At 76.5% G+C, this 24,820-nt stretch carries 23 protein-coding genes and 1 tRNA gene; 19 read left to right on the forward strand and 5 right to left on the reverse strand.

The window, feature by feature from the left end; genetic code table 11:
• Positions 1-108: 108 nt before the first annotated feature.
• The 11 genes from AC3WT4_RS12415 to AC3WT4_RS12465 all read left to right on the forward strand — a co-directional run bounded on the left by AC3WT4_RS12415 (position 109) and on the right by AC3WT4_RS12465 (position 14,198).
• Complete coding sequence (locus AC3WT4_RS12415) at positions 109-834, forward strand: hypothetical protein (RefSeq protein WP_492315574.1); 726 nt, start codon at positions 109-111, stop codon at positions 832-834.
• Positions 835-1,161: 327 nt separating this feature from the next.
• On the forward strand, positions 1,162-2,379 hold the full coding sequence (locus tag AC3WT4_RS12420; protein WP_021482025.1) for a toxic anion resistance protein: 1,218 nt from the start codon (positions 1,162-1,164) through the stop codon (positions 2,377-2,379).
• Between the two features lie 53 nt (positions 2,380-2,432).
• On the forward strand, positions 2,433-2,999 hold the full coding sequence (locus tag AC3WT4_RS12425; protein ID WP_074810597.1) for a hypothetical protein: 567 nt from the start codon (positions 2,433-2,435) through the stop codon (positions 2,997-2,999).
• A complete protein-coding gene (locus tag AC3WT4_RS12430) occupies positions 2,996-4,723 on the forward strand; it encodes an AAA family ATPase (RefSeq protein ID WP_492315575.1) in 1,728 nt (575 codons plus the stop codon). Before AC3WT4_RS12425 ends, AC3WT4_RS12430 begins: the two co-directional genes overlap by 4 nt.
• Positions 4,720-6,078, forward strand: coding sequence for a GlnX family signal transduction membrane protein (locus AC3WT4_RS12435; protein ID WP_492315576.1), 1,359 nt, complete (start codon positions 4,720-4,722; stop codon positions 6,076-6,078). Before AC3WT4_RS12430 ends, AC3WT4_RS12435 begins: the two co-directional genes overlap by 4 nt.
• A complete protein-coding gene (locus tag AC3WT4_RS12440) occupies positions 6,075-7,124 on the forward strand; it encodes a glutamate ABC transporter substrate-binding protein (RefSeq protein ID WP_492315577.1) in 1,050 nt (349 codons plus the stop codon). Before AC3WT4_RS12435 ends, AC3WT4_RS12440 begins: the two co-directional genes overlap by 4 nt.
• Entirely contained in the window at positions 7,121-8,227 is a 1,107-nt protein-coding gene (locus tag AC3WT4_RS12445) for a hypothetical protein (RefSeq protein ID WP_074810737.1), read from the forward strand. Before AC3WT4_RS12440 ends, AC3WT4_RS12445 begins: the two co-directional genes overlap by 4 nt.
• Positions 8,224-10,575 carry a serine/threonine-protein kinase gene (locus AC3WT4_RS12450; RefSeq protein WP_074810607.1) on the forward strand — a complete coding sequence of 784 codons (2,352 nt, stop codon included), beginning with the start codon at positions 8,224-8,226 and terminating at the stop codon, positions 10,573-10,575. The genes AC3WT4_RS12445 and AC3WT4_RS12450 overlap by 4 nt, the downstream gene beginning before the upstream one ends.
• Entirely contained in the window at positions 10,572-11,858 is a 1,287-nt protein-coding gene (locus tag AC3WT4_RS12455; RefSeq protein WP_492315578.1) for a PP2C family protein-serine/threonine phosphatase, read from the forward strand. Before AC3WT4_RS12450 ends, AC3WT4_RS12455 begins: the two co-directional genes overlap by 4 nt.
• A gap of 70 nt (positions 11,859-11,928) precedes the next feature.
• Complete coding sequence (locus tag AC3WT4_RS12460; RefSeq protein ID WP_492315579.1) at positions 11,929-13,212, forward strand: VWA domain-containing protein; 1,284 nt, start codon at positions 11,929-11,931, stop codon at positions 13,210-13,212.
• The gene (locus AC3WT4_RS12465) at positions 13,209-14,198 is read left to right on the forward strand and encodes a double zinc ribbon and FHA domain-containing protein (RefSeq protein ID WP_492315580.1); all 990 of its coding nucleotides are present in this window, start codon (positions 13,209-13,211) and stop codon (positions 14,196-14,198) included. Before AC3WT4_RS12460 ends, AC3WT4_RS12465 begins: the two co-directional genes overlap by 4 nt.
• Before the next feature lie 7 nt (positions 14,199-14,205).
• On the opposite strand, the gene AC3WT4_RS12470 is transcribed toward AC3WT4_RS12465, so the two are convergent.
• On the reverse strand, positions 14,206-14,691 hold the full coding sequence (locus AC3WT4_RS12470) for an Hsp20/alpha crystallin family protein (protein WP_400109857.1): 486 nt from the start codon (positions 14,689-14,691) through the stop codon (positions 14,206-14,208).
• 338 nt (positions 14,692-15,029) lie between these two features.
• Between AC3WT4_RS12470 and AC3WT4_RS12475 the strand changes: the two genes are divergently transcribed.
• From AC3WT4_RS12475 to AC3WT4_RS12495, 5 genes are all read left to right on the forward strand, one after another.
• Positions 15,030-15,743, forward strand: a complete 714-nt coding sequence (locus tag AC3WT4_RS12475) for a biotin transporter BioY (protein ID WP_108051754.1) — start codon at positions 15,030-15,032, stop codon at positions 15,741-15,743.
• A gap of 18 nt (positions 15,744-15,761) precedes the next feature.
• Positions 15,762-17,159 carry a class I adenylate-forming enzyme family protein gene (locus AC3WT4_RS12480; RefSeq protein WP_492315581.1) on the forward strand — a complete coding sequence of 466 codons (1,398 nt, stop codon included), beginning with the start codon at positions 15,762-15,764 and terminating at the stop codon, positions 17,157-17,159.
• The gene (locus AC3WT4_RS12485) at positions 17,156-18,367 is read left to right on the forward strand and encodes a thiolase family protein (protein WP_492315582.1); all 1,212 of its coding nucleotides are present in this window, start codon (positions 17,156-17,158) and stop codon (positions 18,365-18,367) included. Before AC3WT4_RS12480 ends, AC3WT4_RS12485 begins: the two co-directional genes overlap by 4 nt.
• A 104-nt stretch (positions 18,368-18,471) precedes the next feature.
• Positions 18,472-19,152, forward strand: a complete 681-nt coding sequence (locus AC3WT4_RS12490; protein WP_492315632.1) for an energy-coupling factor ABC transporter ATP-binding protein — start codon at positions 18,472-18,474, stop codon at positions 19,150-19,152.
• Positions 19,149-19,748, forward strand: coding sequence for a CbiQ family ECF transporter T component (locus tag AC3WT4_RS12495; RefSeq protein WP_492315583.1), 600 nt, complete (start codon positions 19,149-19,151; stop codon positions 19,746-19,748). Before AC3WT4_RS12490 ends, AC3WT4_RS12495 begins: the two co-directional genes overlap by 4 nt.
• A 52-nt stretch (positions 19,749-19,800) precedes the next feature.
• Here the strand turns inward: AC3WT4_RS12495 and AC3WT4_RS12500 are convergent, their stop codons facing one another.
• The 3 genes from AC3WT4_RS12500 to AC3WT4_RS12510 are packed head-to-tail and all read right to left on the reverse strand — an operon-like array spanning position 19,801 to position 22,531.
• Positions 19,801-21,138 carry an MFS transporter gene (locus AC3WT4_RS12500; RefSeq protein ID WP_492315584.1) on the reverse strand — a complete coding sequence of 446 codons (1,338 nt, stop codon included), beginning with the start codon at positions 21,136-21,138 and terminating at the stop codon, positions 19,801-19,803.
• On the reverse strand, positions 21,135-21,758 hold the full coding sequence (locus AC3WT4_RS12505; RefSeq protein ID WP_492315585.1) for an ArsR/SmtB family transcription factor: 624 nt from the start codon (positions 21,756-21,758) through the stop codon (positions 21,135-21,137). Before AC3WT4_RS12505 ends, AC3WT4_RS12500 begins: the two co-directional genes overlap by 4 nt.
• A gap of 47 nt (positions 21,759-21,805) precedes the next feature.
• Positions 21,806-22,531: a phosphatase PAP2 family protein gene (locus tag AC3WT4_RS12510; protein WP_492315586.1), complete on the reverse strand. Its 726-nt coding sequence runs from the start codon at positions 22,529-22,531 to the stop codon at positions 21,806-21,808.
• Between the two features lie 235 nt (positions 22,532-22,766).
• Here AC3WT4_RS12510 and AC3WT4_RS12515 point away from each other — a divergent pair, with 235 nt between their 5' ends.
• From AC3WT4_RS12515 to AC3WT4_RS12525, 3 genes are all read left to right on the forward strand, one after another.
• Positions 22,767-22,907, forward strand: a complete 141-nt coding sequence (locus AC3WT4_RS12515; RefSeq protein WP_157446647.1) for a hypothetical protein — start codon at positions 22,767-22,769, stop codon at positions 22,905-22,907.
• A 134-nt stretch (positions 22,908-23,041) separates the two neighbouring features.
• Positions 23,042-23,755 carry an oligoribonuclease gene (gene orn / locus AC3WT4_RS12520; protein ID WP_492315587.1) on the forward strand — a complete coding sequence of 238 codons (714 nt, stop codon included), beginning with the start codon at positions 23,042-23,044 and terminating at the stop codon, positions 23,753-23,755.
• A gap of 92 nt (positions 23,756-23,847) precedes the next feature.
• Positions 23,848-23,923, forward strand: a tRNA-His gene (locus tag AC3WT4_RS12525).
• An 86-nt stretch (positions 23,924-24,009) separates the two neighbouring features.
• Here AC3WT4_RS12525 and AC3WT4_RS12530 read toward each other — a convergent pair.
• A complete protein-coding gene (locus AC3WT4_RS12530; RefSeq protein WP_492315588.1) occupies positions 24,010-24,639 on the reverse strand; it encodes a LysE family translocator in 630 nt (209 codons plus the stop codon).
• Positions 24,640-24,820: the final 181 nt, after the last annotated feature.

Below are 24,820 nucleotides of genomic sequence, written 5' to 3' on the forward strand. Positions count from 1 at the left end.
CAGCCTGGTAGTGCCCGGCGGCACGAAAGTCCACACGCTCGTGTTGGCCGAGGCGGGCCTCTTCGTCACCCAGGTATCAGGAACGGCGCATTCTCCTCTCTCCGGTACGTGAGTCGCTGGGGGCACGCTCGCCGTCGCGCGCTCTGCGCTGCCCTCCTCCTCGCCGTCCCCGCCACGCTCGTCGGCTCGACCGCGAGCGCCGACCGGCCCGCGACCGTCCCGTCCCCGCGCTTCGCCGCCTACTCCCCCGTGACGCCCGGGACGTCGTGCGTGCCCGACGACGTGGCGGGCGTCGTCAACGCGATCGCGTGGGAGGAGATCGAGCGGCTCGGGGCCCGTGGGCTGCCGGTGTGCGACGTGCGGTGGCGGTTCGTCCCGGGCGGCGTCGGGTGGTGGGGCTTCGCCGACGCGGCGGTGCGGCCCGGGGAGGCGCCGCGGGTCTGGATCGTCGAGGACGTCGCCGCCTATGGTGACGACGGCGACGCGGTCGACGGAGAGCTGCTCGAGCAGCACGTCCGCACCACGGTGCGGCACGAGCTCGGGCACGTGCTCGACGCGCTGCTGGGCCTCTCGGAGGACGACCTCCGGGACCTGGTCGTCGTCGAGCTCGACCGCGAGCGGCCGACCCTCCGTCCCGCGCGGGAGGCGTTCGCGGAGGCGGTGACCGTCGCGCTCACCCCCGACGGCGAAGGGCGCACCTGGTTCTACGACGTGCACGTGCCCGAGGAGAACGTGCGCGCGGCGGAGCTCGTGATCGAGGCCTTCACGTCCGATCGGCACGAGCGGGAGCGTCGTGCCGTCGACGGAGCGCAAGGACCTCGTCACCGACCGTGAGCGGCCGACGGGCGCAGGCGGGCGGCGACCAGGGCTCGCCAGCCGTCCGGGCCCCGCTCACGTCCGGCACCCCCGGGCGTCCCCGGAACGTGCCCGCGCGAGCCGACGGCGGAACTCGCGGACGGCCCGAACGTTGGTCTGACATGGGGAGTTCTCACCCTCCCGATCCCCGGAAAGGGTAAAGATCCGGCCACCGGTCGTAGATATACTCGCCCGACCGGCGCAGGCCGGTTCCACCCGGTTCGCCCGGGTCGAGGGGGAGCCCGCGAGGGCGTCCTCCACCCGCCACCGACGGCGTCCGACGGCACGCACGAGCGAAGGACCGACATGACCGAGGCAGCACCGCTCCAGCCCCCCGCCCCGACGGAGACGCTCACGCTCAGCGCCCCGGAGCCCGTCAAGCCCGTCGCGGCGACCCAGGCCCCGGCGCTCGCGCCCCGCATCGACGAGGCGGCCATCCCGGGTCTCGAGTCGAAGGTGTCGTCCTACCTCGACCAGCTCCTGACCACGGACACCCGCTCGCCCGAGTTCGGCGCGAAGGCGGACGACGTCCGCAAGATGGGCGACAAGGACATCCGCGCCGCGGCCGACGTCTCCAACCGCATGCTGGAGATGCCGGTCAAGGAGCTGCGCGAGGGCGGCGTGTCCGACAGCTCGAAGGTGAGCAAGTCGCTGCTCGAGCTGCGCCGCACCGTGGAGGACCTCGACCCGAGCGAGGCGAGCGTCGGGAAGAAGTTCCTGGGCCTCATCCCGTTCGGCGGGAAGCTCCAGGACTACTTCCGCCGCTACGAGAGCTCGCAGAAGCAGCTCAACGCGATCGTCCAGTCGCTGTACAACGGCCAGGACGAGCTCCGCAAGGACAACGCCGCGCTCAACCTGGAGAAGCAGAACCTCTGGGACACGATGGCGCGGCTCAACCAGTACATCTTCATCGCCGAGCGCCTCGACACCGAGCTGTCCACGAAGATCGCGGAGATCGAGGCGAGCGACCCGGAGCGGGCCCAGGCGTTGCGCGAGGACGTGCTGTTCTACGTGCGCCAGAAGCACCAGGACCTGCTCACGCAGCTCGCGGTGTCCATCCAGGGCTACCTCGCGATGGACATCATCATGAAGAACAACCTCGAGCTCATCAAGGGCGTCGACCGCGCGACGACCACGACGATCTCGGCGCTGCGCACCGCCGTCATCGTGGCGCAGGCGCTCGCGAACCAGAAGCTCGTGCTCGACCAGATCACGGCGCTCAACACGACGACGTCGAACATGATCGCGTCGACCTCGAAGATGCTGGCGGACCAGTCGGCGAGCATCCAGCAGCAGGCCGCGAGCGCGACCGTCGGGCTCCCGCAGCTCCAGCAGGCGTTCGCCAACATCTACGCGACGCTCGACTCGATCTCGACGTTCAAGACGCAGGCCCTCGACTCCATGGCGCAGACCATCGGCGTCCTGGAGACCGAGACGACGAAGGCGAACGAGTACCTGGACCGCGCACGCCGCTCCGACCAGTCGCAGGCGGGCAGCGGCTCGCTCGACATCGGCCGGCTGTGACGCGCCGTCCCCCGACCACCCCTCCCCGCACCACAGATCGGACCCCGAGCTAGATGGGCTGGTTCTCCGACGTGATCGGCCGCCTCGGCGGCCGGTCCTCCGCGCCCGAGCCCGAGCACGAGCTGCCGGCCCCGCCGACGTCGACCGACATCCTCGCGTCGGTCGAGCGGGTCGAGCAGCAGATCGAGGGGCGTGTGCCGCCCGCCGTGACGGCGCGCGTGCACCGCATCACCGGCACGGTCGAGGAGATGGTCCCGCGCCTCGACCGCCTCGGCGGTGGGTCGCAGCAGGCGCACACGGTCGTCGCGACGGCGACGAGCTACCTGCCCGAGGCCGTCGGCGCGTACCTGCGCCTGCCGCGCGACTTCGCCGACCGGCGGGTCGTCGCGCAGGGCAAGACGTCGCTCATGCTGCTGTGCGACCAGCTCGACCTGCTCGGCGTGACGCTCGACAAGATCTCCGACGCCGTCTCGCGGGCCGACGCCGCGGCCCTCGTCGCGCACGGCGCGTTCCTCGCGGAGAAGTTCCGCGACTCGTCGATCGCGCTCGACCCCGACGCGGGCCGGGGCACGCCGCAGCCGGGCCCGCCGTCGGAGCCCGGACGGCTGGAGGCACCGTGACCACCCCGGACACCCCGACCCTCGCGGCGGCGCTCGACGCCCTGGACGCCGCCGCGCGCGCCGCGGGCGTCGACGAGGAGGCCGCCCGCGACGAGGGCGCGCGCCTCGCCGCGGCCGTCGCCGAGTCCTCCCCCGGCGCCCCGGCGGCGTGGCTCGCCGCGCTGGGTCACGACCCGGCGGCGACGGGCGCGTTCTTCACCGCGGCGTCGAGCGCCCGGCGCTGGCGCACATCCCAGACCGACGTCCTCGCCGCCCTCGGGGCAGCGCGCTCGAAGCACGCGAGCGCGTACGGGCAGGCGCTCGCCGACGTCGCCCGCGCGGCCGCGCGCCTCGGCTCCCCCGGCCCGCACGTCGCCGGGGCCGCCGCCGCGACGGCCGCGGTCCAGCAGGCCGGCGCCGGCCCGGTGGCCGCTCCCGCTGCGAGCCGCGCGCCGTCGGGCCCGACGACGGTGCCCGCCGCGGGCGGCCCGCTCGCCGCACCCCGCACGACGGGCGGCGCGGACCCGTTCGACCTCGGTGACCTGCTCGCCGCGCAGGGCTCGCTCGACGCGCTGCGCCGCCCGGCCCCCGAGGTCCCGTCCGTCGCGTCGATCCTCGACGCGCTCGGCGCGCGCGGGACCGGGGGCGGGACCGCGCCGTCGGGCACGACGCCCGCCCCGGCGTCGGGCACGACGGCGGACGCGACCGCCGGGAGCGCGGAGACGGCCACCGCCACGGAGATCGCTGCGGACACGGCCGTCGAGGAAGAGCCCGCGCGCTCGATCGAGGAGCTGCTCGCCGAGCTCGACGCGCTCACCGGCCTCACGCGCGTCAAGGACGAGATCCACCGCCAGACCGAGCTGCTGCGCGTCGAGAAGCTGCGCACCGAGGCGGGCCTGACCCGCCCCACGCTCACGCGGCACCTCGTGTTCCTCGGCAACCCGGGCACCGGCAAGACGACGGTCGCGCGGCTCGTCGCGGGCATCTACCGCGCGCTCGGGCTGCTCGAGAAGGGCCACCTCGTCGAGGTCGACCGCTCGGAGCTCGTCGCGGGCTACCTCGGGCAGACGGCCGTGAAGACGTCGGAGGTCGTCGCGACCGCGCTCGGCGGCGTCCTGTTCGTCGACGAGGCGTACGGGCTCGCGGAGGACCAGTACGGCGCCGAGGCGATCAACACGCTCGTCAAGGACATGGAGGACCACCGCGACGAGCTCGTCGTCATCGTGGCGGGCTACCCCGGCCCGATGGCCGACTTCCTCGCGACCAACCCCGGGCTCGAGTCGCGGTTCTCCACGACCATCACGTTCGAGGACTACGCCGACGCCGAGCTGCGCGACATCTTCGCGAGCATGGCCTCCCGGGCGGACTTCGAGCCGACCCCCGAGGCGCTCGACGTCTTCGCCCGGCTCGCCGCGGCGCAGCCGCGCACCGAGGGGTTCGGCAACGCCCGCTGGGCCCGCAACGTGCTCGACGCCGCGATCGCGCGCCACGCGTGGCGGCTCAAGGACGTCGACGCCCCGACGATCGACGAGCTGCGCCTGCTCCTGCCCGTCGACCTCGTGGACGGCGAGGGCGCTCCCGCGCTCCTCGCGACGCTCGACCCGCCCGCACCCGAGGACGCGCAGGCCGAGCCCGCCGAGGTCGAGCCGGCCGGATCCGCAGCGGAGGGCACGGACGGCACAGACCGCCCCGCCACCGACGACGCACCAGAGACCGCACCCTCCAGCGCCGAGGAGAACGCATGACGACCACCCCGGTCCGCCCGGCGGGCCAGCAGATCGTCCCGGCCGGCGGCCCCGCGCCGGGTGGTGCCCTGACCGCCCCGGGCGGCGGCGCCGTCGTCCCGCAGGGGTCGCAGAGCGCCGCCGTGTCCCGCGCGCGCGGCGCGCTGCGACGCACGCCCGGCAAGCTGCGCCTCGTCATGGCGCTGTGCGTGCTCGCCGCGCTCGCGCTCGGTGCCCTCGGGTTCCAGGCCGGCAGCCTCCAGTCGCGCGCGCTCGCCGCGGCGAGCGAGGACGCGGCCCAGCTCGTCGGGGTCCAGGAGGTCCGCAACGCGCTCGTCGCCGCGGACGCGACGGCGACCGGGGCGTTCCTCGTCGGGGGCCTCGAGCCCGCCGACCAGCGCGCGCGGTACGACGATCTCGTCGACCAGGCCGCGAACCGCCTCGCCACGCTCTCGGGCAGCAACGAGGCGGACGCCGCGCTGCTGGGCCAGGTGGCCGCCGACCTCACGGTCTACACGGGCCTCGTCGAGCAGGCGCGCGCCACCAACCGGCAGGGCTTCCCCGTCGGGTCCGCGTACCTCGACCAGGCCTCGACGATCCTGCGCGAGCAGATGCTCCCCGCGCTCGACGAGGTCGTGCTCGACGACGCCGACCGCGTCGCCGCGGACTTCTCGGGCGTGCGCAACGCGCTCTGGGTGCTCGCGGCCGGCCTCCTCGCGCTCGCCGTGCTGCTCGCGAGCCAGGTCTGGCTCGCGCGGCGCACCCACCGCGTGCTCAACGTGGGGCTGGCCGTCGCGACGGCCGTGGTGCTCGTCGTGGGCGTCGTCTCGACGGTCCTGCTGTCCCAGGCGAGCGCCCGCGCGCACGACGTGCGGACCGGTCCGTACGCCGCGACCCTCGCCGCGTCGCAGGCCTACTCACTCGCGAACGACGCGAAGTCCATGGAGGCGTTCACGCTCATCAAGCGCGGCTCGGGCCAGACGTACGAGGAGTCGTTCGTCGCCGCGACGGACGACGCGGCGGCGCGCCTCGACACCGCCGCGACCGAGGGCAACCTCGACGGGACGACGGCGCAGGCGCTCGACGCCTGGGTCGCGCGGCACGCCGAGATCCGCACGCTCGACGACGCGGGCCAGTGGGACGACGCGGTCGCCCTCGCGACCGCGACCGACCCCGAGAGCCCGAACGCCGCGTTCGACGCGTTCTCGGCCGCGGCGCGCGACGACATCGAGACCAACGCCGCCGCGACGAGCGACCGCCTCGACGGCGCGGCGACGACGGCCACCGTCGCGGGCTGGCTGCTGCTCGCGGCAGGGCTCGTCGCGGCGCTGCTCGCGTGGCGCGGCGTGACGGCACGACTGGAGGAGTACCGGTGACCACGACGCCCGCCCCCCACGCCCGGCCCGCCCGGACCCGCCGCACCGGCACGCGCGCACGCCGGGCCGGCGCCGTCACGACCGGGGTCGCCTCGGCGCTCGCCGCGCTGCTCGTGCTCGGCGCGTGCTCGGGGCCGTCCGGTGCGGAGGACCTGCGCCTGACGACCACCCCGCAGGACGAGGCGACCGAGGAGTCCCCCGCGGCGCCCGCCGCGCCCGCCGCGCCCGCCGAGTGCGCCGACCCGCTCGCCTCGTACGCGCCCGAGGGCGCCCTGCCCGGCCCGGACGCCCTCCCGGGCGGCAGCACCATGGCCACGATCCGCGACCGCGGCGCGCTCGTCGTCGGCGTCTCGGCGGACACGCTGCTCATGGGCGCGCGCAACCCGCTGTCGGGCCAGATCGAGGGCTTCGACATCGACGTGCTGCACGAGGTCTCGCGCGCGATCTTCGGCGACCCCGACCGCCTGCAGTTCCGCGTCATCACGTCGGGGCAGCGGCTCGAGGTGCTCGAGAACGGCGAGGTCGACCTCGTCGCCCGTGCGTTCACCATCAACTGCGAGCGCTGGGAGTCCATCGCGTTCTCCGCGGAGTACTACCACGCGGGGCAGAAGGTGCTCGTCACGCGCGACTCGACCGCGAACGGGATCGCGGACCTCGAGGGTCAGCGCGTGTGCGCGCCCGAGGGCACGACGACGCTCACGCGCCTCGAGCAGTTCTCCGGCATCGAGCCCGTCCCCGCGACCACGCACACGCAGTGCCTCGTGCTGTTCCAGCAGGGCAAGGTCGACGCGATCACGGGCGACGACACGATCCTCGCGGGCTTCGCCGCCCAGGACCCGTACGCGAAGGTCGTCGGCGAGGCGATCAGCGACGAGCCCTACGGCATCGGCGTCCCGGCGCAGAACGTCGACATGGTGCGGTTCGTCAACGGGGTCCTGGAGCAGATGAAGGCCGACGGGCGCTGGGCCGCGATCTACGGCGAGTGGCTCGGCGGCCTCGGCCCGGCCCCGACCCCGCCGGCCGCGGTGTACGGCCGCACGCCGTGACGCGCACCCCCGCACCCGAGGCGCCGGGACGGCTCGGCGAGGCGATCCCCGCCGCCGACCTCCTGGCGTACCTCGGCGCGCTCGAGACCTGGCTCGACGAGCGCCGCACCGAGCTCGACCGGCTCGACGCCGCCGCGCAGGCCGCCGCGACGCCCGACGCCTACACCGCCGACCTCGTGCTCGCGCTGTCGCTGTGGCAGGCGATCCGCTCGCGCGCCGACGAGATCCGGCCCGTGTGGGACTCGGGCCGGGCCGACGCCGTCGCGCGCGAGAGGATCTCCCAGCTCCTGTGGGGCCGGCTCGACTCGGGCTCGGGCGCCGCGCTCGTCTCGCTCGTCGAGGCGGTCAAGCTGTGCGACGCGCTCGTCGTGCAGCTGCGCACGCGCCTGTCCTTCGACCCGCACACGGCCGACCAGGTCGCGCGGCTGCGCGGCGTGCGCGCCGAGCTCGTGCGCTGCGAGGACCTCGCGGGCTCGGACGCCGACGCGCGCGGCCGCGTCGAGACCCTCCGGGGGCGCCTCGACCACCTCGTCGCGCAGGCGGCGCGCGGCGCCGACGTGTCGGGCCCGCTCGCCGAGCTCGAGACCGAGGTCGCGCGCGCCGAGCGCGACCTCATCGTCGCGTCCGCGCAACGCCGCGAGCTGCGCCGCGACCGCGCCCGCACCGAGGAGCAGCGCGCCGCGCTCGAGGCGCGCGAGCCCGCCCTGCGCGAGCTCGTCGCGCGCTGCCGCCGCGAGATCGCGCACCCGCCGCGGCTCGCCGTCCCGGACGTCTCGCGCCTCGGCCCCGTGCCCGACTCGCGGTTCGAGCTCGACGCCTACGCGGCCCGGCTCGCGACCGTGGCCCGCGCCGTCGAGACCGTCGAGGACGCCTACACCCGCCCCCTGCGCGCCCGCGCCGAGCTGCGGTACAGCCTGGAGCGGCTCGCCGCGCGGGCCGACGCCAACGGCCGGTCGGCGTCCCCCACGGTGCGCTCCGGCCTCGCCGAGGCGCGCGAGGCCGTCGAGACGACACCGTGCGACGTGACGCTCGCGCGGTTCCTCGTCGAGCAGTACCAGTTCCTCACCCGCGACCTGCCCACCCCGGAAGGAGCGTCGTCGTGACGACCACCGCGACCGTCCCGTGCTCGGAGCCCGGCTGCCCGGGCACCATCGAGGACGGCTACTGCAACGTCTGCGGCGCGCCCGCGGGCGGCTCCGGCGCCGCCCCGACGCCCACCGCGAGCGGCACCACCGGCGTGCCCGCGCCCGGCAGCGCGGCCGCCGCCTCGCCGTCCGCCATGCTCGGCACCGGGTTCGTGCAGGGCCGCCCGGGCACCGCCGGGGCTGGCGACCCCGACGCCGAGCGCTCGACGCGCACCGGCCGCACGAGCTCGAGCCGCCTCGCGTCGACCGCGCTCGGCTCGGCGCGCACCGCCGCGACCGGCTCCAAGGCGACCCGTCGCGTCGGGACGTCCTCGACACGGCTGCGCGGGCGCGGCCTCGGCGCGGGGCTCACGACGGTCCCGTCGGTGCCCGTCCGCGACCCGCTGCAGTCCGTCATGGCCGTGCCCGAGGTCGCCGAGCGCAAGCGCTTCTGCCCCGCGTGCGGCGAGAAGGTGGGCCGCGGGCGCGACGGGCAGCCCGGCCGCACCTCCGGGTTCTGCCCCCACTGCGGCAACCGCTTCGACTTCACGCCGCAGCTGAAGCCGGGCGACCTCGTGGGCGGGCAGTACGAGGTCGTGGGCTGCCTCGCGCACGGCGGCCTCGGCTGGATCTACCTCGCGCGCGACCAGAACGTGTCCGGCCGGTGGGTCGTGCTCAAGGGCCTGCTCAACTCGGGCGACCCCGACGCGTACGCGGCGGCGATCTCGGAGCGCCAGTTCCTCGCGGAGGTCGAGCACCCGCTCATCGTCGAGATCTACAACTTCGCGATGCACGACGGCGCGGGCTACACCGTCATGGAGTACGTCGGCGGCGAGTCGCTCAAGGAGATCCTCCAGCAGCGCCGGGAGGACAACAACGGGGTCATCGCCCCGATGCCCGTGGACCAGGCCCTGGCCTACGTCCTCGCGATCCTCCCCGCGTTCGCCTACCTGCACGACCACAACCTGCTGTTCTGCGACTTCAAGCCGGAGAACGTCATCCAGCAGGGCGACGGCGTGAAGCTCATCGACCTCGGCGGCGTGCGCCGCACCGACGACCTCACGTCCGCGATCTTCGGCACGGTCGGCTACCAGGCGCCCGAGGTCGCGGAGGTCGGGCCGTCCGTCGCGTCCGACATCTACACGATCGGCCGCACCCTCGCGACGCTCGTCCTCGACTTCCGCGGGAACACGACGACGTACGTCGCCTCGCTCCCGCCCGTCGCGGACACCCCGGTGTTCCAGCAGTACGACTCGTTCTACCGCCTGCTCGCCAAGGCGTGCGCGCTCGACCCGGCCGACCGGTTCGCGACCGCGGACGAGATGCGCACGCAGCTCCTCGGCGTCCTGCGCGAGGTCGTGGCGGCCGACGCCGGCCCGGGCAACCCGGCGCTGCACTCCGCGGCCTCGGTCCTGTTCGAGGCGCCGGTCGCGGACGTCGCGTCCCGCCCGCTCGCGTGGGACGAGCTGCCGACGCTGCGGCGCGACGACCACGACCCCATGGCGAGCTGGCTCGCCGGGGTCAACGTCGTGGACCCGGACGCGCGCCTCGCGGCGCTCGCCGACGCGCCCGAGGACACGGTCGAGGTGCGTCTCGCCCGAGCCCGCGCCGCGATCGAGGCGGAGCGGTTCGACGTGCTGCGCGACACGATCGCGACGATCCTCGCGGACGACCCGTGGGAGTGGCGCGCCGCGTGGATCGGTGGCCTGGGCGAGCTCGCGCAGGGCGACCCGGTCGCGGCACGCGCCTCGTTCAACGCCGTCTACGGGCAGGTGCCGGGCGAGCTCGCGCCCAAGCTCGCGCTCGCCGCGGCCTGCGAGCTGAGCGGCGAGCCCGACATCGCCGAGTCCCTCTACGTGATCTGCGCGCGCACCGACGCGAACTACACCGCGCCGGCCGCGTTCGGGCTCATGCGCGTGCGCGAGGCGCGCGGCGACCTCGACGGCGCGCTGCACGCGCTCGACCTCGTCGGCCCGACGCGCGGGTCGTACGTCGAGTCCCGCACGCTCCGTGCGCACCTGCTCGCGGCGTCGGGCCGCGGACTCCCGGCGCTCGCCGACGCCATGGCGAGCGTGTCGACCGTCGCGATCGCGCCGCGCGAGCGGGCCGAGCTCGCGGTGGGCGTCCTGCGCTCCGCGCTCGACACCGTGACGGCCTCCGGCCCGGAGCCGACCACGCGCATCGCCGGCGTGCCCGCCGACGAGCCCGCGCTGCGCGACGCGCTCGAGGGCGCGTACCGCGAGCTCGCGTCGCTCACCGACTCGCGGGACGAGCGCATCACGCTCGTGGACCGCGCGAACGAGGTGCGCCGGTGGACGATCCGATGAGCGAGTCAGCGGCGCCCGCACCGGTGCCGGGCGGCACGGTCGCGGAGCCGAGCGGCGTGCTCGCGTGCCCGGCGTGCGGGGAGCCGTCGCCTGAGGGCGCCCGGTTCTGCGAGGCGTGCGGCACCCCGCTCGCCCCGCTCCCCGCGGCGCCGGACCTGGTCGCCGGGACCGGACCTGCCGCGGACCCCGCGACCGAGGCCGTGACGGACCCCGCAGCGGCCGGGACCGGCGACGGCTGGCCCGGTCCCGACGCCGGGACCGACGCCGGGACCGCCGCGTCGGCGGGCGAGGCCTCCGCCAAGACCGACGGAACCGAGACCGGCGCGCGCCCGTGCGTGCGGTGCGGTGGCCGGGTCGCCGAGGACGGGTACTGCACCGAGTGCGGCGAGCCCGCCGCGTCCGAGCGCGACCACTGGGCCGAGCGGCCCGCGAGCTGGGTCGCCGGCGTGTGCGACCGGGGCGTGCGGCACTCGCGCAACGAGGACGCCATGGCCCTCGCGGCGAGCCCGTCCGCGACGGCCGAGCGGGCGTTCGCGGCGCTCGTCGTGTGCGACGGCGTCTCCTCCGCGCCCGACTCCGACGTCGCGAGCCTCGCCGCGGCCCGCGCCGCGCGCGACGTGCTCGCGGCCGGCGCCCCCGACGGGCCCGACCCCGTGACCGGCGAGGCCTCGGCGCGCATGGGCGCGTGGTCCGCGCTCCTCGGCGACGCGTCGCGCGCCGCGCAGGACGCGATCCTCGCGACCGTGGGCACGATGGCCGACCGCGAGAACCCGCCGTCGTGCACGTTCGTGGCGGCCGTCCTCGACGGGCCGCTCGTCGTGGCGGGCTGGGTGGGCGACTCGCGCGCCTACTGGATCCCGGACGACGGCGACGCGCACCAGCTCAGCGTCGACGACTCGTGGGCGCAGGAGATGATCGCGCAGGGCGTCCCGCGCGCCCAGGCGGAGACGTCGCCGCAGGCGCACGCGATCACGCGCTGGCTCGGCCCCGACGCCCCCGACCCGGTGGCCCGCACGGCCGCGACGCTGCCCGACCGCGACGGCTGGCTGCTCGTGTGCTCGGACGGCCTGTGGAACTACTGCTCCCCCGCGCCCGACCTGGCGGCCCTCGTGCGCAGCACGCAGGACCGTGTCGGCGACGACCCGCAGACGCTCGCGGGCGCGCTCGTCGACTGGGCGAACGCCCAGGGCGGCCGGGACAACATCACGGCGACGCTCGCCCGGTTCTCCCGGGCGTCGTCCACGACCCCGCCGCCGCCCCCGGCGGACCCCGCCACCACCTGACGCGCACCGCGCGTCGGGCCCCGACGACCCGATAGCCTGCACGAACACCCGCACCACCGAAGGAGCCCCCATGGCCGAGTTCGCCGCCGAGGTCTACCAGAACGAGTTCCTGTCCGAGGGCGCGACGGACGTCCACGCGATCGTCACCGTGACGTGCCGCGGCGCCGGGAGCGCGGGGAGCGCCGGCGGCGCGGGCGGGGTGGCCGAGATCATCATGGTCGACACGTCGGGGTCGATGTCGGGGCGCAACATCGAGGCCGCGAAGCACGCAGCCCAGGTCGCGGTCGACCAGATCCTCGACGGCACGTGGTTCGCGATCGTCGGCGGCAGCCACGTCGCGAACCGCGCGTTCCCCTACCCGAACGCCCGCATGGCCATGGTGCAGATGGAGCCGGGCGCGCGCGCCGAGGCGAAGCGCGCGATCTCGATGCTTACGCCCGGCGGCGGCACGGCGATGAGCACGTGGCTGCGCCTCGCGGACCAGCTCTTCGCGACGGTGCCGCAGGCGACGCAGCGGCACGCGATCCTGCTCACCGACGGCAAGAACGAGTCGGAGCCCCGCGCCAACCTCTCGGCCGCGGTCCGGGACGTCACGGGCCACTTCCAGTGCGACGCCCGCGGCGTCGGCTCGCGCTGGCAGGTCGACGAGCTGCGCGAGATCTCCACCGCGCTGCTCGGCACGGTGGACCTCATCGCGGACCCGAACGAGATCGCCGCCGACTTCGAGAAGCTCATGCAGGCCTCGATGGCGCGCGGCGTCGCCTCGGCCGACCTGCGCGTGTGGGCCCCGCAGGGCTCGCAGGTGCTCTTCGTGCGCCAGGTCGCGCCGACGGTCGAGGACCTCACGCACCGCCGGGCCGAGGTCAACCCCCTCACGGGCGCGTACCCGACCGGGTCGTGGGGCGACGAGTCGCGCGACTACCACGTCGCGGTCCGCGTGGCCTCGAAGCCCGTCGGCTCCGAGCAGCTCGCGGCGCGCGTCCAGCTCGCCGTGAACGGCGAGGTCGTGTCCTCGGGCCTGGTCAAGGCGAAGTGGTCCGACGACGAGTCGCTCACCACCCGCATCAACCCCGAGGTCGCGCACTACACCGGCCAGACCGAGCTCGCCGCGGCGATCCAGGAGGGCCTCGCGGCCAAGGCCTCGGGCGACGAGGCGACGGCGACCGTCAAGCTCGGGCGCGCCGTCCAGCTCGCGCAGCAGACCGGGAACGAGGAGGCGACGTCGCGCCTGCGCAAGGTCGTCGAGATCGACGACGTGGAGCACGGCACCGTGCGGCTCAAGCGCAACACGTCGACGCTCGACGAGATGGCGCTCGACACCGCCTCGACGAAGACGACGCGGGTGCGTCGGTGAGCGCCGTCGTCTGCCCCAACGGGCACCCCTCGGAGTCGACCGACTACTGCGACGTGTGCGGCGAGCCCATCGCCGCGGCGTCGGCACCCGCGGCGCCCCCGGCGGGCGCGTCGTCCCCGGCACCGGGCGCGCCGTCCGGCACCCCGGCGCAGGCCCTCGAGTGCCCGAACTGCGGCTCGCCCGCTCCGGCCGGTGCGCTGTTCTGCGAGAACTGCGGCTACGACTTCACCACCGGCGCCCTGCCCGACCCGGTGGAGCCCGCGTCCGCGCTCTCGCTCGATCCGCCGTCGCGCCCCACGCCGGCGACCCCGGCCGCACCCGCCGCCGCACCGGCCGCACCCGCCGCACCGGAGGCAGGCGTCGCGTCGGGCGCGACGCCGCCGCCGCTCCCGGCCCCGGCTCCGGCCGCGTCGCCCGCGTCCGCGGCCAGCCCGCCGCCGGGCGCCTCCGCACCGCCCGAGGCTCCGGCGTCGACCCCGCCCCCCGGGACCGCCGCGGGTGCGCAGCCTGGCGGTGAGCCCGCCGACCCGGCCTCTCTCGCGCCGTCGGGCGCGCACCTGCCGACGCCGCCCGTGCCCGGGCCGGACCAGTGGGTCGTCGAGATCTGGATCGACCCCGACTGGTACGCGGCCCAGCAGCCCGAGGACCCCATGCCGTCTGCGGGCCTGCCGGGGCTCGTGGTGCTGCGCGAGCGCAGCGTGCTCGTGGGGCGCCCGTCGGTCTCGCGCGGCATCCACCCGCAGGTCGACTGCGGCGCGGACACCGGGGTCTCGCGACGGCACTGCCAGCTCAGCACGGACGGCCAGCGCTGGTGGGTCGAGGACCTGCAGTCCTCGAACGGCACCTACGTGAGCCCCGCGGGCGAGCCGCTCCCGACGGACCCGATCCCCGCCGGCCAGCGACGCGAGCTGGCCGACGGGGACCGCGTGTACCTCGGGGCGTGGACGCGCCTCGTCGTCCGCAAGGCGCTCCCCGGCGAGGCGTGAGCCCGGCTCAGCCCTCCGACGCCTGAGGCTCGGCCTCGGCCGTGATCTGGGTCGCCGCGCCGCCCGCGCGGTGCGCGACCTCGATCCGGCGGGGCCGGGCCTCCTCGGCGACCGGGATCGTCAGCGTCAGCACGCCGTCCTCGTACGACGCCGTGATCTTGTCGAGCGCCAGGCCGCGCCCCACCGTGAGCTGGCGCGCGTACGTGCCGGACGGCCGCTCGCGCGCGAGCCACTGGACGTCCGGGTCGGTCCGCGGGCTCCGCTCGGCGCGGATGGTCAGCGTGCGGTCCTCGACGGACACGTCGATCGTGCCCGGGTCGACGCCCGGGAGGTCCATCGTCAGCACGTAGTGGTCCCCGGCGCGGAACAGGTCGAGCGGCATGCCGCCCGAGGCCGCCGAGGCCGCGGTCGCGCGGGCGCCGGACGCGAGCTGGCCCACCAGGCGGTCCATCGCGTCGAAGGTGCTCGTGAAGGGGTCGGTCATCGCAGCCACACCTCTCACCTCCTCGTCGCACGGTCCCGGGCGGTCCGGGACCGGTCGGTGCTCCCGCGAGGCAGGCACCCCGCGGGCGGCTACAGCTCCTGTTTTAGCACTCTCCCCCCGAGAGTGCCAAGAGGTGCGACGGGGCGTGTCGACCGGCCACGCAGGCCGCGTTGTGCGGCTCCCACACCCGCCCCGCACCCGCGCCCGGGAGCGGTTGGAGGTTCCCTCCAACGGGTTGTGGGATCCGTGCACGGCGGGCCGCCGAGGTGGTCGCGAGCGCCGTCGCCCGACGACCGCCGTCCCGGCCAGAGTGGACACGCCCGACCACCGACAGCAGGGAGCCCGCGATGACCGACGCCCGCACGGAGACGCCCACCGCCACCCCGTCCGCCCCGGCGCCCACGGCCCCGGAGGTGCTGCGCGACGCACCGCGGGACGTACCCGACCGTCGCCGCGGCCGGTTCGCGCTCGACGCCGGCGACGCGGCGCGGGTCGCGACGTTCGCCGCGCTCCTCGCCGCACTCGGCCTGCCCGGCTCGATCGCCCTGTTCGGCAACGCGGTGCCCGTGACGCTCCAGACGCTCGGCGTGATGCTCGCGGGGGCGGTCCTCGGCGCGTGGCGCGGCTCGCTCGCCGTCGCGACCTTCCTCGCGCTCGCCGCGGCCGGGCTCCCCGTCCTCGCGGGCGGGCGCGGCGGGCTCGGGGCGTTCGTCGGGCCGTCCGCCGGCTACCTCGTCGGGTTCCTCGCCGGCGCGGCCGTCGTCGGCCTGCTCGTCGACCGGCTCCGGCGCGTCACGTTCGCACCCGTGCTCGTCGCGTGCCTCGTCGGCGGGATCGCGGTCGTCTACGCCGTCGGCGTCCCCGTGCAGGCGCTCGTCACGGGCGTGCCGCTGCCCACAACCGCACAGCTCTCGCTCGTGTTCCTGCCCGGCGACGTGCTCAAGGCGCTCGCCGCCGCCGCGATCACGGTGGGCGTCGTGCGCGCCTACCCCGCGGCCCGCCCGGCCCGGCGCCCGACCGGCGCCAACCGTGCCGCGGCCGACAGCCACCCCGCCTCCTGAACCTGCGAGAGTGTCCGCGTGCCCGTCGCCCACCAGGTCCTGACGCACGCCGCCGACCCGGCGGTGCGCGACCGTCCCGCCCTGCGCACGCCCGAGCGGTCGCGCACCTACGCCGCGCTCGCCACGGACGTGCGCGCGGGCGCGACGCACCTGCGCGCGTCGGGCACGCGACCGGGCGACCTCGTCGCCGTCTCGCTGCCGGACCCGCTGGACCTGCTCACCGCCGTGCTCGCCGTCGACCACCTGGGCGCGACGCCGCTCGTGTGCGACGCCGCCTGGCCGCGCGCCCACCGCGCCGAGGTCCTGCGCACGCTCGCGCCGCGCACGTTCGTCGAGGTGCCGCTACCGCGCGGGACCGGCACCACCGACGGTGCGGGGCCCGTCCCGCCGCACGTCCCCGACCCCGACGACCTCGCATGGGCCGGGTTCTCGTCCGGGAGCACCGGCCGCCCGCGCGCGGTGGTGCGCACGCGCGCGTCGTGGGCGGGGTCGTTCGACGCCGTCACGCGGCTGCTCGGGCTCCGACCCACGGACGCCGTCCTCGTCCCCGGCCCGCTCGCGTCGTCGCTGTACTGCTTCGCCGCCGTGCACACGCTCGCGGTGGGCGCGTGCGCCGTCCTCACGCGCACGCCGGCCGCGACGACGGCGGCCCTCGCGACGAGCGACGTCGTGCACCTCGTCCCGCAGGTCCTCGACGACGTGCTCGACGCCGTCGCCGCGGGCGCGCCGTCGCGGCTGCGGCACGCGGTCGTCGGCGGGGCGTCGCTCGCCCCCGGAGCACGGGAGCGGGCGCGGGGCCTCGGCGTCGACGTGCTCGCGTACTACGGCGCCGTCGAGCTCTCGTTCGTCGCCTACGACCCCGACGGGTCGGGGCTGCGCGCGTTCCCCGGCGTGGACCTGGCGGTCCGTCCCCTGCCGTCGGCGAGCGTCGGCGAGGTGTGGGTGCGCTCGCCGTGGGTGTCGCGCGGCTACCTCGCGCGCGCCACGGGCCCGCTGCGGCGCGACGGCGCGTGGCACACCGTCGGAGACCTCGCCGACCCGGGGTCGGAGCCGCTCGTGCTGCGCGGCCGGGGCGACGGCGCGATCCTCTCGGGCGGGTCGACGGTCGTGCCCGAGGACGTCGAGGTCGTGCTGCGGGCCGTGCCCGGGGTGCGCGACGTCGTCGTGCTCGGCACGGCGCACCGCCGCCTCGGGGCGGTCGTGACGGCCGTCGTGGAGTGCGACGACCGGTCGGGGCTGCGGGCGCACCTCGAGCGGGTCGCCCGCGCGGCGCTCGCGCCGGCCCAGCGTCCGCGGCGCTGGTACGGCACGCGGGCGCTGCCGCGGACGCCGTCGGGCAAGCCCGCGCGCGGCGCGGTGAGCGAGGCCCTCGGCGGGACGGACCTCGCGCGCTCGGGCCTGGAGCCGCTGCGGTGAGCCCACGGGAGCTCGGCGCGACGGACGGCGCGCCCGACGCGACGCCCGTGGTGGTGGCCGCGCGCCGCACGTGGGTCGGCACGGCGGGCCACGGGCACCGGGCGCTCACCGAGGTGGACCTCGCGGCCGCGGCGCTGCGCGCGAGCCTCGACGACGCGCGGGCGCACGGCGTCGCGGCCGACGTGGCGGACGTCGTGCTCGGGTGCTGCACGGGCCCCGGCGGGGACGTCGCGCGCGTCGCGGCGCTCGCCGCCGGAGCGGGCGTCGGCGTGCCGGGGCTCACCGTCGACCGGCAGTGCGCGTCGGGCCTCGCGGCCGTGCTCGTCGCGGCGCAGCAGGTCCGCGCGGGCGAGGCGGCGCTCGTCCTCGCGGGCGGCACCGAGAGCGCGACGCGCTCGCCCGCGCGGGCCCACCGGACGCCGTGGGGCGACGTCCCGTACGCGCGCGCGGCGTTCGCGCCCGTGCCGTGGGCCGACCCGGGGATGGGCGCGGCGGCCGACGAGCTCGCCCGACGACGCGGCGTGACCCGCGAGCGCCAGGAGGCGTACGCGGTGCGCAGCCACGCGCGCGCCCGCGCGGCGCACGACGCCGGGCGGTTCGGCGCGGAGACCGTGCGCGTCGGCCCGCCGGGCCGTGCCCTGGAGCGCGACGAGCGCGCGCGCCGCCTCGACCAGGCCGTCGTCGCGCGCCTCTCCCCCGCGTTCAGCCCCGAGGGAACCGTCACGGCGGCGACGTCGAGCCCGGTGAGCGACGGCGCCGCGGTCGTCGCGGTGGTCCCCGAGGTGGTGCGCCGCGACCTGGGCCTCGCGGGCCTGCGGGTCGTCGCGTCGGCCACCGTGGGCTGCGACCCGGCGCTGCCCGGGTGGGGCCCGGTGCCCGCGGTGCGCGCCGTGCTCGACCGCGCCGGCGCGCGGCTCGACGACGTCGCGGCGGTCGAGGTCGTCGAGGCGTTCGCGGCCCAGGTGCTCGCGGTCACCGACGCGCTCGGCCTCGACCCGCTGGGCGACCCCGCGGACGACGCCCGGGTGTGCCCCGACGGCGGCGCGCTCGCGCTGGGCCACCCGTGGGGCGCGAGCGGCGCGGTGGCCGTGGTCCGGCTGTTCTCCCGCCTCGTGCGCGGGGGCGCGCGGGCCGGGACGCTCGGGCTCGCGACGGCGGCCGTCGGCGGCGGCCAGGGCGTCGCGGTGCTCGTGGAGGTGGCGCGGTGATCGCGCGGGCGGCGCGCGCCGTGCGGGGCCGACGACGGGACGGCCCGGCCGAGGTCGCGCCCCCCGCACCGGAGGTCTCCGTCGAGGACACCGCCCGGGCGTGCGTGGTGCGGCTCGAGGACGTGCACGTGCGGCTCGGCGAGCGCGACGTCCTGCGCGGCGTGAGCCTCGAGCTGCGCGAGCACCGGGTCGGCGTGGTCGGGGCGAACGGCTCGGGCAAGAGCACCCTGGCCCGCCTGCTCAACGGGCTCGTCGTGCCGACGGCGGGGCGCGTGCTCGTCGACGGCCTCGACACACGCCGCCAGGGCGCGGCGGTGCGACGGCGCGTGGGGTTCGTGTTCACCGACCCGGACGCGCAGATCGTCATGCCGACCGTGGCGGAGGACGTCGCGTACTCGCTGCGCGGCGTCCCGGCGGACGAGCGCGGCGAGGTCGTGCGGCGCGCCCTCGCCGCGCGCGGCCTGGCCGAGCACGCCGACCATCCCGCGCACCTGCTCTCGGGCGGGCAGAAGCAGCTCCTCGCGCTCACCTCCGTGCTCGCGGCGGGCCCGCGCCTCGTCGTGGCCGACGAGCCGACGACGCTCCTCGACCTGCGCAACACGCGGCGCGTCGCCGCGGAGCTCGCGGCCCTCCCCCAGCAGGTCGTGCTCGTCTCGCACGACCTCGCGCTCATGGACGCCATGGACCGCGTGCTCGTGGTCGACGGCGGGCGCGTCGTCGCGGACGACGCGCCGGGCCCGGCCGTCGCGCACTACCGCCGCCTGGTCGACGCGGGGCCGGGGTGACGGCGGGCGGCTACCGGCCGGGGACCTCGGTGCTGCACCGCCTCCCGGCCGGGTCGAAGCTCGTCGGTCTCGCGGCGGCGTCGGGCGCGGTGCTCCTCGTGTCGTCGCCGGTCGCGGTGGGGGTCGTGGTCGTCGTGGTCGCGGCGCTCTACGCGGTGGCGGGGGTGGGCGCCCGCGCCGCGTGGGAGCAGGTCCGGCCGCTGCGGCTCGTCGTGCCGGTGCTCCTCGCGGTGCAGTGGTTCGCGCTCGGTCCCGCCGCCGCGGCGGTCCTCACGACCCGCCTCGTGGCGCTCGTCGCGCTCGCGGGGCTCGTGCTGCTCACGACCCGCACGGCCGCGGTGCTCGCCGCGATCGAGCGCGGCCTGCGCCCGCTCGGTCGGGTGGGGGTCGACGTCGGCCGCGTCGCGCTCGTCCTCTCCCTCGCCGTGCGCTCCGTCCCGGTGGTCGCGGCGCTCGCGCAGCGCGTGCGGGACGCGTGCCGCGCGCGCGGCCGGGAGCACGACGTCCGGGCCTTCGCCGTCCCGCTCGTCGTGGGCGCCCTGCGCCAGGCGGACGCGCTCGGCGACGGGCTGCGCGCCCGCGGCCTCGACGACTGAGGCGGACCCGTCGGCGTCCCGCTGCCGGTGGTGCGCCCGCCGGCGGGTCCCGCTACCGGGCGCGGGCGACGGCAGGACGGCGGCACCGGCCGCGCAGGGCGAGCGCCGCGGCGACGGCGATGCCCGCCACGGTGACGACGAGCAGCGCCCGGTAGTCCACGACCCCGACGAGCGCGGCCCCCACCACGGTGAGCAGGAGCTGGGGCACGTTGAGCAGCATGGTGCTCGCCGCGGCCACCCGGCCCTGGAGCGCGGGCGGCGTGCGGAGCTGGCGCTCGGTGACGAACCCGACGATCGCCCACGTGACACCGAGGCCGACGCCGCCGAGCCCGACGACGACCGCCACCACGCTCGTGCCCGTCGCGGGGACGATGCCGAGCGCGAGCACGAGCAGGCCCAGCGCGACGAGGCGCTGCGCCCCCCACCGGGCCACGAGCCGGGCGGCGGTGAGGCCGGCCACGATCGCGGTCACGGCCTGGACGGACGACACCGGCCCGAGGAGCGCGGCCGGGAGCCCGAGGCCGTCCTCGACGATCGCGAGGCTCACGGCGTTGAGCAGCCCCACCGCGCCGAACGCGACGACGAGCGCGACCGTGAGCACGCCGAGCGGCGCCGTCCCCGCGAGGTGCCGGAAGCCCGCGGTCACCTCGGCGAGGTACGGCTCGCGCTCGTCGGCCGGCGGGGTCTCGCGCACGCGCACGCGCGCGACCACCCCGGCCGCGACGACGAACGCACCCGACGCGGCCAGGACGAGCGGCCACACGCCCGCGAGGGCGTACGCACCCGCGCCCACGACGGGCATGAGCAGCCGGAACACCTGGTCGATCGTCGTGAGGCGGCCGTTCGCGGCGGCGAGCGCGTCGTCGGGCAGCATGTCGCGCACGAGCCCGGACTGCGCCGCGGACGTCGCGAACCCGACCCCCGCGTACACGACCGTCACGAGGAGCACGAGCCACACCTGCCCCGGCCCGCGGACGAGGAGGAGGGCGAGGAGGACGACCGCGCCGACGAGGTACGTCACGACGAGCATCCGGCGGCGGGACACCCGGTCGGCGAGCTGGCCGAGGAACGGCGACGCGAGCGCGGGCAGGCCCAGCGCGGCGAACACGAGCCCGGCTGCGCCGTTCGAGCCCGTGAGGTCCTTGACCCACACGGCGAGGATGATCGCGAGCACCGAGTCGGCGAAGTTGGTGAACCCCCACGCGACCGAGAGCAGCCGGAACGGTCGCCCGCGGAGCGTGGCCCGCGCGTCCGCTCCCGGCGTCGTGGCCTCGCTCCCCGGCGCGGCCGCCGCGGTCGGCGCGGCGGCCGCTGCGGTCGGTGCGGTCGGTGCTGTCGTCGCGGCGTCCGCAGTCGGTGCCGCGGCCGCCGGCTCGGGCGGGGTGGTCACCGGTGGTCCGCGGGCGGGTCGGCGTTGACGACGGCGAACAGCCGCGCCGGCCGGGCCCCCTCGGGGCGCAGCGACGGGTCGTCCCAGCGCCCGGCGAACCGGTCGGTGAGCGCCTCGACCTCGCGCGCGAGCGCGTCGAGCTCCTCGCGCGTCGCGTAGAACGACGACGAGCTGAGCGTCGAGGCGAGCAGCCACCGCGGGTCCTCCGCCGCGGCGCCGGCGAGCCACGCCCGCACGCGCGCCGCCTCCTGGCCGAGCACGAGGTCGGCCACGGCGCTCGCCGCGGGCAGCGACTCGGGCACGTCGGGGTCGAAGCGGGTCTGGCGCCCGCGCCCGACCGTCCGCCAGGGGCGCTCCTTGCCCCGCCGCTCAGCGGGCTCGACGTAGCCGTACTTCGCGAGCATGCGCAGGTGGAACGAGCAGCTCGCGACGGACTCGCCCGTGACCTCGGCGCAGCGCGTGGCCGTGACCTCGCCCTCGTCGTCGAGCAGCGTGAGGATCCGCAGGCGCAGGGGGTGCGCGAGGGCGCGGATGCTCGCGGGGTCGCTCGCGACCACCGGTCCCGGCGGGGACGGGCTCACGGAGGCGCCCTGCCCAGGGTGGTCGGCGGGGGTCGTCATGGGGATGACGCTAGTTCACGAAAGATATCTTGCGCAAGACTTCTTTCCTAAGGGTCCTCGGGCCTCGCCTCGACCGGTCGTGCCCGCGCCCGGAGGTCGTGCACCCGGCTCACGGCGACGACGACGCCGAGCACCGCCACGGCGAGCGCGAGGCCCGCGAGGACGTCGGTGAGGAAGTGGTAGCCGAGGTAGAGGCGGCTCAGCGCCACGGTCCCGACGACGAGCACCGACGCCACGACCCAGACCGTCAGCACGCGAGCGTCGCGGTGGCGGTGCCACACGAGGTAGCCGCCGACGAGCACCAGGGTCGCCGCGCCGATCGTGTGCCCCGAGGGGAACGAGAACGACCGCTCGACCCCGGCCACGACCATCGAGGCGTCCGGCGGGCGCGGGCGGGCGATCACGGCCTTGAGCACGCTCGAGACGAGGGTCGCGAGCACCATCGCCCCCGCCAGCAGACCCGGTTCCCACCAGGTCCCCGAGCGCCGTGCCCACACGACGCACCCCACCGCCACGAGGAGGGGCAGCACGAACGGGCCGAACACGGTCGTCACGACCGTCAGCACCCCCGTCGCGACGGGGGTCCGGTGCGCGACCATCCAGGCCAGCAGCGGCTCGTCGAACCGCCAGAGGTCGTCCCGCTCCCGGACCGAGTCCAGCAGGCCGGCGAAGCCCAGGACGCCGACCAGGACCAGGAGCAGCCCCGGCCACACGCTCGCGAGCACCGCCCGCGGCGACGTGCCCTCCTCCGACCCGCTCGTCGTCGCTCCCATCCCCGGAGGCTACGGAACGCGGGCCGACGACGCAGGGCGGCACGGTCGCGGACGGCCCCCGAGGGGCCCCGGACGGACCCTCGGGCGGTCCCCGGCGAAAAACCCGTGCGCCCCCGGGGGCCGTCGTGGTCGTATGAGCACACACCGCGGTGGCGTCCGTCCGGTCCGTACCGGGCGGTGGAGGGTCCGGCCAGACCCACGAACCCAGCGTCACGAGAGCAGCACCATGCATCCCTTGATCACGTACGACGTGGCGGCCCTCAGCCGTCGCGAGCAGCTGCAGGAGCAGACCCTGCGCCGGTCGCAGCTGCGCCGCACCACGACCCGCGTCCCGGCGCACACCCGGCAGGCCCGCCTGTCGCGCCGCACCGCATGACGCGCACCGAGCGCTCGTCGCGCCGGGGGCACACCCCGCCGGGCGAGAGCGCGACCCGTCGAAGGCCTCGGCCGTCCGGACCCTCCGTGGACCGGACCGCCGGGGCCTTCGTCGTGCGCGACTAGGCTGTGGGCGTGAGCCCTGTGAACGCGAACGAACGCATCGTCTGGATCGACTGCGAGATGACCGGGCTCGACCTGGGCGCCGACGCCCTCGTCGAGGTCGCCGCGGTCGTCACCGACTCCGAGCTCAACGTGCTCGGTGACGGCGTCGACGTCCTGGTCCGCCCGCCGGCCGAGGCGCTGGAGCAGATGGGCGACTTCGTGCGCCAGATGCACACGACCTCCGGCCTCCTCGACGAGCTCGACGAGGGCCTGACGCTGGCCGAGGCCGAGCAGCGCGTCCTGGACTACGTCCGCACCTGGGTGCCGGAGCCCGGCAAGGCGCCCCTCGCCGGGAACTCCGTCGGGACCGACAAGGCGTTCCTCGACCGCGACATGCCGGCCCTCATGGGCCACCTGCACTACCGGATCGTCGACGTCTCCTCCGTCAAGGAGCTGTCGCGCCGCTGGTACCCGCGCGCGTACTTCTCCTCGCCCGAGAAGCACGGCGGGCACCGCGCGCTCGCCGACATCCTCGAGAGCATCGACGAGCTGCGCTACTACCGCGCCGCCGTCTTCGTCCCTGCGCCGGGCCCCGACTCGGCGACCGCCCGCAAGATCGCGGAGCAGGTCGTCGCGACGAGCGTGACCCGGGGACGCACGCGGCCGCACGAGCCCGGCGAGACCGCCGCCGCGACCGCCGACGACGCCGCCGTGGCGACCGTCACAGGGGCCACCGAGGCCTGACGCGAGAAAGGCGTCCGGGAGCACCTCCCAGACCGGGTACACTTTTCGACGGCCGGTGCTCCAGGCGCCGGTCCGTGAGCACGGCTCACATGGTGGGTATAGCTCAGCTGGTAGAGCACCTGGTTGTGGTCCAGGGGGTCGCGGGTTCAAGTCCCGTTACTCACCCCAGACGGCGAGGGCCGGTCTCCTGACGGAGACCGGCCCTCGTCGCGTCCTAGCCCGGCGCGCTCCCCGGCGGCGCGCTCCGGGGCTGCTCAGGGCGCCCGGTGCGACGCGACGGCGAGGCCGATCATCATCCCGCCGCCCGCGGCCCGCACCGCGCCGAGGCGCCGGGGCGAGGACGCGAACCACGAGCGGGCCGCGCCCGCAGCCAGCGCCCAGACGCTGTCGCACACGAACGCGATCACGGTGAAGACGAGACCGAGCACGATCATCTGCGCCGGCACGCGCCCGGCGTGGAAGTCGGTGAACTGCGGCAGCACGGCCACGAAGAACACGATCGTCTTGGGGTTGCTCACCCCCACGACGTAGCCCCGCCGCACCACGCGCCACCAGGGCTCGCGGACGGGGGCGGCGTCGACGGTGACGGCGCCGTCGCGCCGGTGGCGGATCGCCTGGACGCCGAGCCACACGAGGTAGGCCGCACCGACGAGCTTGACGACGGTGAAGATCGCGACCGACGTCGCGACGACCGTCCCGACCCCGAGCGCCACGGCGACCACGAGCGTGAGCGCGCCCAGCTCGTTGCCGAGCACGCTGAGCACGCCGCCGCGGTGACCCAGCGCGAGCGAGCGACCGACGACGAAGAGCACGCTCGGGCCCGGGATCGCGACGAGCACGAGGGAGGCGAGCGCGAAGGCGAGGAGGGCGTCGAGGTGCGGCACAGCGCCACGATAGGCCGCGACGTGACGCACGTCACGGGCGAATCCCGCCCGCCGCCGGACGCGGGCCGCGAGCGGACCGAGGGGGCCGGGCGGTCCCTCGCGGTCCGGGTGCGGCGTGTCGGTGGTTCGTCGTACGGTCTGTGGGACGCGCGGCATCGCGCTCGACGAGCCGAGCCGCGGT

Source organism: Cellulosimicrobium sp. EB106-03-01-XG111, from assembly GCF_058792115.1.

What these genes read in the sequence shown, in the direction of transcription:
- AC3WT4_RS12420 (WP_021482025.1), top strand. Translation starts at nt 1,162, where the DNA reads ATGACCGAGGCAGCACCGCTCCAGCCCCCCGCCCCGACGGAGACGCTC.
- AC3WT4_RS12425 (WP_074810597.1), top strand. Translation starts at nt 2,433, where the DNA reads ATGGGCTGGTTCTCCGACGTGATCGGCCGCCTCGGCGGCCGGTCCTCC.
- AC3WT4_RS12435 (WP_492315576.1), top strand. Translation starts at nt 4,720, where the DNA reads ATGACGACCACCCCGGTCCGCCCGGCGGGCCAGCAGATCGTCCCGGCC.
- AC3WT4_RS12455 (WP_492315578.1), top strand. Translation starts at nt 10,572, where the DNA reads ATGAGCGAGTCAGCGGCGCCCGCACCGGTGCCGGGCGGCACGGTCGCG.
- AC3WT4_RS12460 (WP_492315579.1), top strand. Translation starts at nt 11,929, where the DNA reads ATGGCCGAGTTCGCCGCCGAGGTCTACCAGAACGAGTTCCTGTCCGAG.
- AC3WT4_RS12475 (WP_108051754.1), top strand. Translation starts at nt 15,030, where the DNA reads ATGACCGACGCCCGCACGGAGACGCCCACCGCCACCCCGTCCGCCCCG.
- AC3WT4_RS12505 (WP_492315585.1), bottom strand. Translation starts at nt 21,758, where the DNA reads ATGACGACCCCCGCCGACCACCCTGGGCAGGGCGCCTCCGTGAGCCCG.
- AC3WT4_RS12510 (WP_492315586.1), bottom strand. Translation starts at nt 22,531, where the DNA reads ATGGGAGCGACGACGAGCGGGTCGGAGGAGGGCACGTCGCCGCGGGCG.